We start from the raw sequence: 12,381 nt of genomic DNA on the forward strand, positions 1-12,381 counted from the left end.
TGCCGCCCGGCCGCCGCGGCGCCCAGCAGCCCGCCCGCCACCGCCCCCACCGCCGCGCCGGTGCCGGCATTCGGCCCGATCGGCGCCACCGGGGCATAGGCGGGTTCCTGCACCACGACGCAGGCGGGGAGGAGCAGCAGCAGGGCCAGCAGGGGCAGCCGGGGGGCGCGGGTCATGCCGCCATAACGCGCCGCGGGCGCGACGATCCCGCGGCGGGATGATGGCGCCGCCGGGGCGGCCTCGACAGCCGCCGCGCGCCGCGGGACCATCGGGCATGACGACCACCCCCCGGCCGAAGGCGCGACTGGCAGACATCCTCCGTGTCTTCACCGCCATGGGCATGGCGAGCTTCGGTGGCGGCCTGCCCGGCTGGATGCACCGGGAGGTGGTGCTGAAGCGCGGCTGGATGAGCGAGGAGAGCTTTCTCGCCGGCATCGCCCTGGGCCAGGTGCTGCCGGGGCCGAACAGCGTCAACCTCGCGCTCTATATCGGCCAGCAGCTGCGCGGCTGGCCGGGCGCCGCCTGCGCCTTCCTCGGCATCCTCGGCCCGCCCTTCCTGTTCATCCTCGGCCTCGCGCTGCTCTATGGCTGGATGGGCGGCGCGGCGGGGCTGGGCGTGGTGCTGGCCGGCGTCGCCGCGGCGGGGCTGGCGAACTCGCTGACCGTCGGGCTGCGCACGGCGCGGCGGATGCGGGGCTGGTGGCCCTGGGCGGTGGCGGTGCTGACCTTCCTGGCCATCGGCGTGCTGCGCCTGCCGATGATCCCCGTGGTGCTGGTGCTGGTGCCGGCCAGCATCGCCCTGGCCTGGCGGGCCGGCCGCCATGCCTGAGCGGCTGCTGGCCCTGGTGCTGGTCTTCGCGCCCCTGTCGCTGGTCTCGCTCGGCGGCGGCCCGTCCATCTTCGCCGAGATGCAGCGCCAGGCGGTGGAGGTGCATGGCTGGATGACGGATGCGCAGTTCGTCGACCTGTTTGCCATCTCGCGCGCCGCGCCGGGGCCGGGCTCGCTGATCGCCGCGCTGGTCGGCTGGCAGGCGGCGGGCTTCGCCGGGGCGCTGGCGGCGGCGCTGGCGCTCTACCTGCCGAGCACCTGCCTGCTGCTGGCGGTCGGCCATTGGTGGCGTCGCAAGGGCGACAGTCCGGCGCGCAAGGTGATCGAGCGCGGGCTGGCGCCGATCGCCGTCGGGCTGATCTTCGCCGGCGTGCTGACGCTGCTGCGGGCGGATGGCGCCGGTTGGCTGGAATTGCTGGTGCTGGGCGCCTGCACCGCGGCGCTGCTGCGCGGCGCCAGCCCCTATCTCGTGCTGCTGCTGGTGGCGCTGCTCTATGCCGGGCTGCAGCAGGCAGGCGTGATCGGCGGGACTGGTTGACGCAAGCGGCAGGCGGCCTAAGACTGCGCCCCCGACGCCACACCCGAAATCAAGAACTTATCCGGAGGGGACCGCATGGCCAGCGAGCCGCAATTCGTCGAGCACGCCCGCGATGGCGACGTGCATGTGCTGCGCATCGCCAACCCCCCGGTGAACACGCTGCGGACCGAGGTGCGGGCCGGGCTGCTGGACGGCATCAAGGCCGCGACGAAGGAAGGCGCGCGGGCCATCGTCATCATCGGCAGCGGCCGCAACTACTCCGCCGGCGCCGAGATGACGGAGTTCGGCAAGCCGCGGAAGCCGCCCTCCCTGCCGGAGGTCTTCGACGCCATCGAGCAGTCGAAGGTGCCGGTCGTCGCCGCCATCCATGGCAATGCGCTGGGCGGCGGGCTGGAACTGGCGCTGGCCTGCCATGCCCGCGTCGCCGCCCCCGGCGCGCAGGTGGGCCTGCCGGAGGTGAAGCGCGGCTTCGTGCCGGGTGCCGGCGGCACCCAGCGCCTGCCGCGGCTGATCGGGCTGGAGGCGCTGCGCATCATCGTCTCCGGCGATCCCGTGACGGCGGAGGAGGCGCAGAGGCTGGGCTTCGTCGATGCCGTGCTGCCCAACGCGACCGGCTCCGACCTCGAGCATGCGGCGATCGCCTGGGCGCGGGAGAATGCCGGACGGCAATTCGTGTTGGCGAAGAACCGCACCGACCGGATCGCCGGCTATGACGCGGCGAAATTCGACGAGGCGGCGAAGAAGCTGACCGCCCGCAGCCGCGGCCAGGAAAGCCCGCAGGGCTGCGTCGCCGCGGTGCGCGCCGCCTTCACCCAGCCCTTCGAGGACGGGCTGAACGTGGAGCGCGAGCAGTTCACCCGCCTGGTGCAGGGCGAGCAGAGCCATGCGCTGCGCCACATCTTCTTCGGCGAGCGCGAGGCGCAGCGCATCCCCGACCTGCCGGCGGATGCGAAGCCGGCCACGGTGAACCGGCTGGTGGTGATCGGCGGCGGCACCATGGGCGGCGGCATCGCCATGTCGGCGGCCAACCATGGCCTGCCGGTGACGATCGTGGAGACGAGCCGGGAGGCGCTGGAGAAGGGCCTCGCGCGCTGCGAGGCGAACTGGCAGCGCACCGTCAGCAGCGGCCGCCTGTCCCAGGCGGAGTACGAGAAGCGCCGCGCCCTGCTGTCCGGCACCACCGAGTTCGAGAAGGCGGTGGGCGTGGCCGACCTGGTGATCGAGGCGGTGTTCGAGAACATGCAGGTGAAGAAGGAGGTCTTCGCGCGGCTGGACAAGGCGGCGCGGCCGGGCGTCGTGCTCGCCTCCAACACCTCGACGCTGTCGATCGACGAGATCGCCAGCGCGACGCAGCGGCCCGAGCTCGTGGTGGGCATGCATTTCTTCAGCCCGGCGAACGTCATGCGCCTGCTGGAGAATGTGAAGGGGTCGAAGTCCAACCCCACCGCCATCGCCACGGCGACCGAGGTCGGCAAGCGTATCGGCAAGCTGCCCATCCTGGTCGGCAATTGCGACGGCTTCGTCGGCAACCGGATGACCGGCAAGCGCGGCCCGCAGATCGAGAAGCTGCTGCTGGAAGGCTGCCTGCCGCAGGACATCGACCGGGTGATGGAAGCCTATGGCATGGCCATGGGCCCGCTGGCGACCGGCGACCTCGCCGGCCTCGACATCGGCGCCGCGGTCCGCAAGGCGCGCGGCACGGTCGCGCCGGTGGCCGATGCCGTGGTGGCGGCCGGGCGGCTCGGCCAGAAGACGTCGAAGGGCTATTACGACTACGACGAGAACCGCAAGCGCATCCCGTCGAAGGAGGTGGAGGCGCTCATCCTCGACCTCGCGGAGAAGATGCAGGTGCGGCGGCGGAAGATCGACGACCAGGAGATCCTGGAGCGGGTGCTGCTGCCCATGGTGAACGAGGGCGCCCGGATCCTGGAGGAGGGGATCGCCTACCGGCCCATCGACATCGACGTCATCTTCGTCAACGGCTTCGGCTGGCCGGCCTTCCGCGGCGGGCCGATGTTCTTCGCCGACCGGCTGGGCCTGAAGGCGGTGCGCGACAAGCTGGCGCACTACGCCGAGGCGACGGGCGACCGGAACCTGCAGCCGGCGGCGCTGATCGAGCAGCTGGCGAAGGATGGCGGCAGCTTCGCCACGCTGAAGGGGCCGGCCAAGATCTGATGGCGCCGGCGCGGCCCTTCGCCTGGGAGTCCGCCTATCCGCCTGGCCTCCGCTGGGACGGGCCGCTCGCGACCGGGACGCTGGGCGCGCTGCTGGAACGGAGCGCGGCGACCTTCGGGCCGCGCATCGCCCTCCGCTACCGCGACACCGCCATTGCCTATCCCGACCTGCTGGCCATGGCGCGCCGCGTCGCCGGCGCGCTGCTGGCCCTGCCGGCGGCGAAGGACGGCGTGGCGCTGCTGCTGGGCAACACCGCCTTCCATCCCTGCATCGTCTTCGGCGCGGCCCTGGCCGGGCTGCGGGTGACGCAGCTCTCGCCGATCGATGCGCCGCGCACCATCGTCCACAAGCTGCGGGACAGCGGCGCGCGGCTGCTGGTGACGCTGGCGCATGACGGGCTGCTGGCGCTGGCCGGCGCCCTGCGGGCGCAGGGGCTGGTGGACGCGCTGGCGGTCGGCGACGACGCGCATTGGGGCGCCGGGCCGGCCACGCCGTCGGTGCCGGCCGAGGCGCTGCGGGTGGAGGACTGGCTGCGATCGCCCGACCCGGCCTCCCTGCCGGCGGTGCGGCCCGACGCCGTTATGCTGCTGCAATACACCGGCGGCACCACCGGGCTGCCCAAGGGCGCGATGCTGACGCATGCCAACCTGACCGCGGCCAGCGCCCAGTTCGGCCAATGGAATGGCGGCCGCGGGCCGGAGGCGGAGCGGCGGCACCGCCGGGTCATCGTGGTGCTGCCGCTGTTCCACATCTTCGCCTTCACCGTGGACCTGCTGGTGTCCCTGCTGCGCGGCGACGAGATCCTGCTGCAGGCGCGCTTCGACGCCGATGCGGTGCTGCGGCTGATCGAGGTGGACCGGGCCACCGACATGTGCGGCGTACCGACCATGTGGATCGCGCTGGCCAACCACCCGCGGATCGACGAGGCCGACCTGTCCTCCCTGCAGGGGGTCGCCTCGGGCGGGGCGGCGCTGCCGACGGAGGTGGCGCAGCGCTTCGAGCGCATCACCGGCAAGCGCATCACCACCGGCTGGGGCATGACGGAGACGGCGCCGGCCGGCACCAGCCAGCCGAACTGGGACGGCGCCGGGCCGCGCGCCGGGACCATCGGCGTGCCGCTGCCGGGGATCGAGTTGCGGGTGGTGGCGCTGGACGACCCGGCCCGCCTGCTGCCGCCGGGCGAGACCGGCGAGATCGCGATCCACGGCCCGAATGTCTTCCAGGGCTACTGGAACCAGCCGGAGGAGACGGCGCGCGCCTTCCGGGACGGCTTCTTCCTGACCGGCGATATCGGCCGGATGGACCCGGACGGATATTTCGTGCTCACCGACCGGAAGAAGGAGATGATCATCTCCGGCGGCTTCAACGTCTATCCGCGGCTGATCGAGGATGCGATCCACGCCCATCCGGCGGTGGTGGAATGCGCCGTCATCGGCATCCCGGATGCGTATCGCGGCCAGGCGGCCAAGGCTTTCGTCATCCTGCGGCCGGGGGCGGCGCCCTTCACGCTGGAGGGCTTGCGGGTCTTCCTGGCCGACCGACTTGGGAAGCATGAGCTTCCGGCGGCGCTGGAGATCCGGGATGCGCTGCCGCGCACGCCGGTGGGCAAGCTGGCGAAGCTGGACCTGATCGAGGAGGAGCGGCGCAAGGCCGCTGCCGACTGAGAGACATCCGAGGGAGAGACCCATGGAACTGCGCTTCAACGAGGCCGAGCGCGCCTTCCGGCAGGAGGTCCGCGAGTTCATCGCCAGGGAACTGCCGGAGGAGACGCGCCAGCGCATGCTGGCCGGCAAGTCGCCGACCAAGCAGATGGTGGTGGACTGGCAGCGCAAGCTGAACGCGAAGGGCTGGGCGGTGCCGGAATGGCCGCGCGAATGGGGCGGGCCGGACTGGACCCTGGCCATGCGCTACATCTTCCGCGAGGAGCTGCAGATGGCGCCCGCGCCGCAGCCGCTGGCCTTCAACACCAACATGTGCGGCCCGGTCATCGCGGAGTTCGGCACGGAGGAGCAGAAGAAGCGCTTCCTGCCGCGCATGGCGAACCTGGACGACTGGTGGTGCCAGGGCTTCTCCGAGCCGGGCGCCGGCTCCGACCTCGCCGGCCTCAAGACCCGCGCCGTGAAGCAGGGCGACCATTACGTCGTGAACGGGCAGAAGACCTGGACCACGCTGGCGCAGCATGCCGACTGGATCTTCCTCCTGGTCCGCACCGACCCGACCGCCAAGAAGCAGGAAGGGATCAGCTTCCTCCTGTGCGACATGAAGACGCCGGGGATCACCGTCCGCCCGATCATCACCATCGAGGGCGGGCATGAGGTGAACGAGGTCTTCTTCGACGACGTGAAGGTCCCGGTGGAGAACCTGGTCGGCGAGGAGAACCGCGGTTGGGACTGCGCCAAATTCCTGCTGGGCAACGAACGCTTCGGCCAGGCCCGGGTCGGCGCCAGCCGCGAGCGCATCCGGCGCCTGAAGGCGATCGCCAGCACCGAGAGCATGGATGGCGGACGCCCGCTGATGGAGGACCCCGACTTCGCCCGCAAGGTGACGGAGATCGAGGTTGAGCTGAAGGCGCTGGAGATGACGGTGATGCGCGTCATCGCCACCGAGTCCAAGCGGAAGGACAAGAAGCCGGACCCGGCGACCTCGGTCCTCAAGATCAAGGGCACCGAGATCCAGCAGATGTGCTCCGAGCTGCTGATGAAGGCGGCCGGGCCCTATGCCTGGGTGGATGGCGACCCGGAGGCCGAGGGCAGCAACGACATCGATGTCGCGCCCGACTGGGCCTTCGGCCTCGCCGGCGTCTACTTCAACTGGCGCAAGCAGAGCATCTACGGCGGGTCCAACGAGATCCAGCGCAACATCATGGCCAAGGCCTTCCTGGGCCTCTGAGGACGACATGGACTTCGATCTGACCGAGGAGCAGCGCCTCCTCCAGGATAGCGTCGCCCGCCTGCTGGCCGACAAATACGGCTTCGAGCAGCGCAAGGCCTACATGAAGTCGGCCGAGGGCTGGAGCCGCGAGGTCTGGGCGCAATATGCCGAGCTCGGCCTGCTGGGCCTGCCCTTCGCCGAGGACGAGGGCGGCTTCGGCGGCGGCCATGTGGAGACCATGCTGGTCGCCGAGCAACTGGGCAAGGCGATCGCGCTCGAGCCCTGGATTCCCACCGTCGTCATCGGCGGCGGCTTCCTGCGGCACGGCGCCAGCGCGGAGCTGCGCGCCGAGCTGGTGCCGCAGATCGCCGCCGGCGACCTCATGCTCGCCTTCGCCCATACCGAGCGGCAGTCGCGCTACGACCTGCACGACGTGGCGGCGACGGCGAAGAAGGACGGGTCCGGCTGGGTGCTGAACGGCCGCAAGGGCATGGTCATCCATGGCGACAGCGCCGGCAAGCTGGTGGTCACGGCCCGCACCGCGGGCGGCCAGCGCGACGCGAAGGGCATCGGCGTCTTCCTGGTGGATGCCGCCGGCCCCGGCGTGACGCGCCGCGGCTACCGCACCGTGGACGGCCAGCGCGCCGCCGAGGTCGAGCTGACCGATGCCCGGGCGGAGGCCGTGCTGGGCAACCCGGAGGACGGGCTGCCGCTGGTTGACCAGGTGGTGGACGAGACCATCGTGGCGCTGGCGGCCGAAGCGGTGGGCTGCATGCAGGTCGCCCACGACATGACCATCGACTACATGAAGACCCGCAAGCAGTTCGACCGCCCCATCGCCAGCTTCCAGGCGCTGCAGCACCGGGCGGCCGACATGCTCGTCCAGCTCGAGCAGGCGCGCAGCATGTCCTACTACGCCGCCATGGGCGTGGAGGAGCGCGACCCGGTCGAGCGGCGGAAGAACATGGCGTCGGTCAAGGCGCAGATCGGCCGGTCCGCCCGCTTCGTAGGGCAGCAGAGCATCCAGCTGCATGGCGGCATCGCCATGACGATGGAGTATGCCTGCGGCCACTACTTCAAGCGGCTGACCGTGAACGACGCCATGTTCGGCGATGCCGACCACTGGGTGCGCTTCCTGGCCAACAATGGCGGGCTCGTGCAGGCCGCCTGAGGTCTACAGCGGCTTGCGCGCTCTTCTGAACGCGCAAGCCGCTGTAGCCTATTGATTGCAGAGCGGATTCACGCATCCGGGCGTTCACGTCCTCCCGCGATCCGCTCTGGCGGAGGAATGCCCTGCATAGGGCGTTGGCCCACGAGGCGCCGGGCCCTTGCAGGGGCATTCCTTCGCTGGTCCGCGCGCAGGTTCGATTTGCCCGCATGCTTCCGGGCCGTTTCGGGCCTTGCGCGCTCCCGGCCTCTGCGGTTGCATGGGTGCATCGCAGCATGGATGCGACCGGGGGCGACATGACGGGTTGGGTGATCGGGCGGCGGCAGGCCCTGGCGGGCGCCGCCGCGGCGCTGGCTGCACCAGGGATCGGCCAGGCGCAGGGTGAGCCGATCCGTATCGGCGAGATCAACAGCTACACCGCCCAGCCCGCCTTCCTGCTGCCCTACCGCAATGGCTGGACCCTGGCGGCCGAGCAGGTGAATGCCGCCGGCGGCATCAATGGCCGGCGGATCGAGACCATCCACCGCGACGATGCCGGCAAGCCGGAGGATGCGGTGCGCCTGGCCGGCGAATTGGCGAATGCCGAAAAGGTGGCGCTGCTGTCCGGCGGCTTCCTGTCCAATGTCGGGCTGGCCATCGCCGACTATGCCAACCAGAACCGCAAGCTGTACGTGGCGTCGGAGCCGCTGACCGATGCGCTGGTCTGGTCGCGCGGCAACCGCTACACCTTCCGGCTACGCGCCAGCACCTACATGCAGTCGGCGATGCTGGTGGAGGAGGCGGCGAAGCTGCCCGCCCGGCGCTGGGCCACGGTGGCGCCCAACTACGAATACGGCCAGTCCGCCGTGCGCTGGTTCAAGGAATTGCTCACCCGCGCCAAGCCGGACGTGACCTTCGTGGCGGAGCAATTCCCCGCCCTCGGCCGCATCGATGCCGGCGCCACCGTCCAGGCCCTGGCGGCGGCGAACCCGGAGGCGATCTTCAACGTCACCTTCGGCGCCGACCTGACCAATTTCGTCCGCCAGGGGCTGACCCGCGGCCTGTTCGAGCGCCGCCGCGTCGTCTCCCTGCTGACCGGTGAGCCGGAATACCTGGACCCGCTGCAGGACGAGGCGCCGGAGAACTGGATCGTCACGGGCTACCCGTGGGAGCAGATCAACACGCCGGAGCACACCGCCTTCCGCGACGCCTATCGCCGCCGCTGGAACGACTACCCGCGGCTCGGCAGCGTCGTCGGCTACGACACGGTCATCGCCATCGCCGCCATGCTGCGCAAATCCCCGTCGCTGGACACGGAAGCGATGGTGGATGCGATGCAGGGGCTGCAATTCGGCTCGGTGTTCGGGCCGGTCGAGTTCCGCGGCATCGACCACCAGTCCACCATGGGCGCCTATGTCGGCCGCACCGTGCTGCGCAACGGCAAGGGAACGATGGCCGACTGGCGCTACGCGGACGGGAAGAACTACCTGCCGCCGGACGACGTGGTGCGCGCGCTGCGGCCGCAGACCTGACCCGCCCTTGGAGAACCTGGTCCTCCAGGCCCTCAGCGGCCTGGCGAGCGCGTCCTCGCTCTTCCTGGTCGCCAGCGGGCTCACCGTCATCTTCGGCGTCACGCGCATCGTCAATTTCGCGCATGGCTCCTTCTACATGCTGGGCGCCTATCTGGCCTGGACCTTCGTCACCACGCTGCCGCGCGGGCATCTGGGGTTCTGGGGCGGCGTGCTGGCCGCGGCGCTGCTCACCGGGATGATCGGCGTGCTGGTGGAGGTGCTGATCCTCCGCCGCATCTATCGCGCGCCGGAGCTGTTCCAGTTGCTGGCGACCTTCGGCGTGGTGCTGGTGGTGCAGGATCTCGCCTTGCTCACCTGGGGGGCGCAGGACCTGCTGGGGCCGCGCGCGCCCGGGCTGCGGGGCGGGACGGAGATCCTCGGCCTGCGCTTCCCCGACTACGAGCTGTTCCTCATCGCGGTCGGGCCGGTGGTGCTGGGCCTGCTGCTGCTGCTGTTCCACCGCACGCGCTGGGGCACGCTGGTGCGCGCCGCGACGCAGGACCGGGAGATGGTCGGCGCGCTGGGCGTCAACCAGCGCTGGTTGTTCACCAGCGTGTTCTTTCTCGGCGCCTGCCTCGCCGGCCTCGGCGGCGCGCTGCAATTGCCGCGGGAAAGCGTGAACCTGCACATGGACCTCGCCATCATCACGGAGGCCTTCGTGGTGGTGGTGGTCGGCGGCCTCGGCAGCCTGGCCGGCGCGGCGCTGGCGGCGCTGCTGATCGGGGAGTTGCATGCCTTCGGCATCCTGGTGCTGCCGAAGATCACGCTGGTGCTGGTGTTCCTGGTGATGGCGCTGGTGCTGGTGGTGCGGCCGCACGGGTTGCTGGGCCGCGCGCCCGGCCCGCCGGTGGGCGGCGCCAACACGGCGGAGCCGGTCATCCGCCCGGCGCCGCCGGCCTTGCGCTGGCTGGGGTTCGTGGCGCTGGCCGCGGCGGTGGCGCTGCCGCCCTTCTTCGGCGACTACGCGCTGTCGGTCCTGACGGAGATCGCCATCTTCGTGCTGTTCGCCGCGAGCCTGCACCTGATCATGGGGCCGGGCGGCATGGCCAGCTTCGGCCATGCCGCCTATTTCGGCCTGGGCGCCTATGGCGCGGCGCTGGCGGCGAAATGGCTGGCGGCACCGATGGAGGTCGGGCTGCTGCTGGCGCCCTTCGCCGTGGGCGTGTTCGGCCTGCTCTTCGGCTGGTTCTGCGTGCGGCTGTCCGGCGTCTATGCCGCCATGCTGACCCTGGCCTTCGCGCAGATCGCCTGGTCCATCGCCTTCCAATGGGTGGAGGTGACCGGCGGCGACAACGGCATCCTGGGGGTTTGGCCCGACGCCTGGGCATCCTCCAAGCTGGTCTTCTACTACCTGACGCTCGCGCTCTGCCTCGCCGCCACGCTGCTGCTGCGGCGCATCGTCCACGCGCCCTTCGGCTATGCGCTGCGGGCGCAGCGGGACAGCGCGCTGCGTTCGGAGGCGATCGGCATCGATGCCTTCCGCACGCGCTGGCTGGCCTTCGCGCTGGCGGCGGTGATGGCCGGGATCGCCGGCGGCCTCTTCGCCTATGCCAAGGGCAGCGTCTTCCCGACCTTCATGGGCATCCCGCGCAGCGTCGATGCGCTGATCATGGTGCTGCTGGGCGGCGTGCAGACGCTGAGCGGCCCGATCATCGGCGCGCTGGCCTATACCGGGTTGCAGGAACAGCTTGTCCGCCTCACCGACTACTGGCGCCTCGTGCTCGGCCTCTCGATCATCGCGCTGGTGCTGTTCTTCCCGCAGGGCCTGGCCGGCGCCGCCCGCTCGGCCTGGGAGGCGCGCCGTGGCGACGCTTGAGGTCGAGGGGCTCGCAAAAAGCTTCGGCGGCGTGCAGGCGGTGCGCGGCGTCTCCTTCGCGGTGGCGCCGGGGGAGATGCTCGCCCTGATCGGCCCGAACGGCGCCGGCAAGTCCACCTGCTTCAACATGCTGAACGGCCAATTGCGGCCGGATGCCGGCAGGGTGTGGCTGCGCGGGCAGGACATCACCGGCCTGGCGCCGCGCCGGGTCTGGCGCCTCGGCGTCGGGCGCACCTTCCAGATCACCGCCACCTTCGGGTCCATGACGGTGCTGGAGAATGTGCAGATGGCGCTGCTGTCGCACCAGCGCCGCCTGGGCGGGCTGTGGACCCCGGTGCGGGCGATGGACTGCGCGCCGGCGGAGGCGCTGCTGGCGCGCCTCGGCATGGCGGAGCAGGCGGAGCGGCCCTGCGGCATCCTGGCCTATGGCGACCTGAAGCGGGTGGAACTGGCCATCGCGCTGGCCAACGATCCGGCGCTGCTGCTGATGGACGAACCCACCGCCGGCATGGCGCCGCAGGAACGCGTGGCGCTGATGGCGCTGACCGCCGGCATCGCGCGGGAGAGGGGCATCGCCGTGCTGTTCACCGAGCACGACATGGATGTCGTCTTCGCCCATGCCGACCGCATCCTGGTGCTGGACCGCGGCGCGCTGATCGCGCAGGGCGCGCCGGCGGCGGTGCGCGCCGACCCGCGCGTGCGCGAGGTCTATCTCGGGGCGGGGCACTGATGCTGGAGGTCACGGGCCTCTCCGCGCATTACGGCCGCGCGCATATCCTGGACGGCGTGGCGCTCTCGGTCGGCGCCGGGGAGGTGGTGGTGCTGCTCGGCCGCAACGGCGCGGGCAAGAGCACGACGATGAAGGCGATCATGGGCCTGGTGCCGCCGAGCGGCGGCAGCCTGCGCTTCCTGGGGCAGGAGATCGCGGGGCGGGAACCCTTCGAGATCGCCCGCCTCGGCCTCGGCTACGTCCCGGAGGAGCGGCGGGTCTTCTCCGAGTTGACCGTGCTGGAGAACTTGGAGGTCGGGCGGAAGCCGGCCCCGGCGGGCGCGCGGCCCTGGACGCCGGAGCGGCTGTTTGCGCTCTTCCCCAGCCTCGGCGCCATGCAGGACCGGCCGGGCGGGCGGATGAGCGGCGGCGAGCAGCAGATGCTGACCATCGCCCGCACGCTGATGGGCAACCCGCGCCTGCTGCTGCTGGACGAGCCGAGCGAGGGGCTGGCGCCCGTGGTGGTGGAGCGCATGGCCGACGCCATCCGCGCGCTGAAGGCGGAAGGCCTCTCCATCCTGCTGTCGGAGCAGAACCTGCATTTCGCCCGCGCCGTCAGCGACCGCGCGACCATCATCGAGAAGGGGCGGATCCGCTGGGATGGCACCATGGCGGCGCTGATGGCGGCAGCGGAGGTGCGGGAGCAGTATCTTTCCGTCTAGGGC

General features: G+C 71.1%; 10 protein-coding genes. All 10 read left to right on the forward strand.

From position 1 onward, the window contains the following. Positions 1-274: 274 nt before the first annotated feature. The 10 genes from E2C05_RS08220 (at position 275) to E2C05_RS08265 (ending at position 12,378) form a co-directional block, all read left to right on the forward strand. On the forward strand, positions 275-829 hold the full coding sequence (locus E2C05_RS08220; protein WP_133219132.1) for a chromate transporter: 555 nt from the start codon (positions 275-277) through the stop codon (positions 827-829). Beyond that, a complete protein-coding gene (locus E2C05_RS08225) occupies positions 822-1,367 on the forward strand; it encodes a chromate transporter (RefSeq protein ID WP_133219133.1) in 546 nt (181 codons plus the stop codon). The genes E2C05_RS08220 and E2C05_RS08225 overlap by 8 nt, the downstream gene beginning before the upstream one ends. A gap of 75 nt (positions 1,368-1,442) precedes the next feature. Beyond that, positions 1,443-3,542, forward strand: coding sequence for a 3-hydroxyacyl-CoA dehydrogenase NAD-binding domain-containing protein (locus E2C05_RS08230; protein WP_133219134.1), 2,100 nt, complete (start codon positions 1,443-1,445; stop codon positions 3,540-3,542). Beyond that, on the forward strand, positions 3,542-5,206 hold the full coding sequence (locus E2C05_RS08235) for an AMP-binding protein (RefSeq protein ID WP_133219135.1): 1,665 nt from the start codon (positions 3,542-3,544) through the stop codon (positions 5,204-5,206). The genes E2C05_RS08230 and E2C05_RS08235 overlap by 1 nt, the downstream gene beginning before the upstream one ends. Before the next feature lie 22 nt (positions 5,207-5,228). Further along, complete coding sequence (locus E2C05_RS08240) at positions 5,229-6,431, forward strand: acyl-CoA dehydrogenase family protein (protein ID WP_133219136.1); 1,203 nt, start codon at positions 5,229-5,231, stop codon at positions 6,429-6,431. A 7-nt stretch (positions 6,432-6,438) separates the two neighbouring features. After that, the gene (locus tag E2C05_RS08245; RefSeq protein WP_133219137.1) at positions 6,439-7,584 is read left to right on the forward strand and encodes an acyl-CoA dehydrogenase family protein; all 1,146 of its coding nucleotides are present in this window, start codon (positions 6,439-6,441) and stop codon (positions 7,582-7,584) included. A 272-nt stretch (positions 7,585-7,856) separates the two neighbouring features. Beyond that, entirely contained in the window at positions 7,857-9,092 is a 1,236-nt protein-coding gene (locus E2C05_RS08250) for an ABC transporter substrate-binding protein (RefSeq protein ID WP_200305340.1), read from the forward strand. 7 nt (positions 9,093-9,099) lie between these two features. Then, complete coding sequence (locus E2C05_RS08255) at positions 9,100-10,947, forward strand: ABC transporter permease (protein WP_133219138.1); 1,848 nt, start codon at positions 9,100-9,102, stop codon at positions 10,945-10,947. Continuing rightward, entirely contained in the window at positions 10,934-11,677 is a 744-nt protein-coding gene (locus E2C05_RS08260) for an ABC transporter ATP-binding protein (RefSeq protein WP_133219139.1), read from the forward strand. The genes E2C05_RS08255 and E2C05_RS08260 overlap by 14 nt, the downstream gene beginning before the upstream one ends. Further along, complete coding sequence (locus E2C05_RS08265) at positions 11,677-12,378, forward strand: ABC transporter ATP-binding protein (protein WP_133219140.1); 702 nt, start codon at positions 11,677-11,679, stop codon at positions 12,376-12,378. Before E2C05_RS08260 ends, E2C05_RS08265 begins: the two co-directional genes overlap by 1 nt. The last annotated feature ends 3 nt before the right edge of the window (positions 12,379-12,381 follow it).

This window comes from Paracraurococcus ruber, from assembly GCF_004353985.1.
In the GTDB taxonomy this organism is placed as follows: Bacteria; Pseudomonadota; Alphaproteobacteria; order Acetobacterales; family Acetobacteraceae; genus Paracraurococcus; species Paracraurococcus ruber.

What these genes read in the sequence shown, in the direction of transcription:
- E2C05_RS08220 (WP_133219132.1), top strand. Translation starts at nt 275, where the DNA reads ATGACGACCACCCCCCGGCCGAAGGCGCGACTGGCAGACATCCTCCGT.
- E2C05_RS08225 (WP_133219133.1), top strand. Translation starts at nt 822, where the DNA reads ATGCCTGAGCGGCTGCTGGCCCTGGTGCTGGTCTTCGCGCCCCTGTCG.
- E2C05_RS08230 (WP_133219134.1), top strand. Translation starts at nt 1,443, where the DNA reads ATGGCCAGCGAGCCGCAATTCGTCGAGCACGCCCGCGATGGCGACGTG.
- E2C05_RS08235 (WP_133219135.1), top strand. Translation starts at nt 3,542, where the DNA reads ATGGCGCCGGCGCGGCCCTTCGCCTGGGAGTCCGCCTATCCGCCTGGC.
- E2C05_RS08240 (WP_133219136.1), top strand. Translation starts at nt 5,229, where the DNA reads ATGGAACTGCGCTTCAACGAGGCCGAGCGCGCCTTCCGGCAGGAGGTC.
- E2C05_RS08245 (WP_133219137.1), top strand. Translation starts at nt 6,439, where the DNA reads ATGGACTTCGATCTGACCGAGGAGCAGCGCCTCCTCCAGGATAGCGTC.
- E2C05_RS08250 (WP_200305340.1), top strand. Translation starts at nt 7,857, where the DNA reads ATGGATGCGACCGGGGGCGACATGACGGGTTGGGTGATCGGGCGGCGG.
- E2C05_RS08265 (WP_133219140.1), top strand. Translation starts at nt 11,677, where the DNA reads ATGCTGGAGGTCACGGGCCTCTCCGCGCATTACGGCCGCGCGCATATC.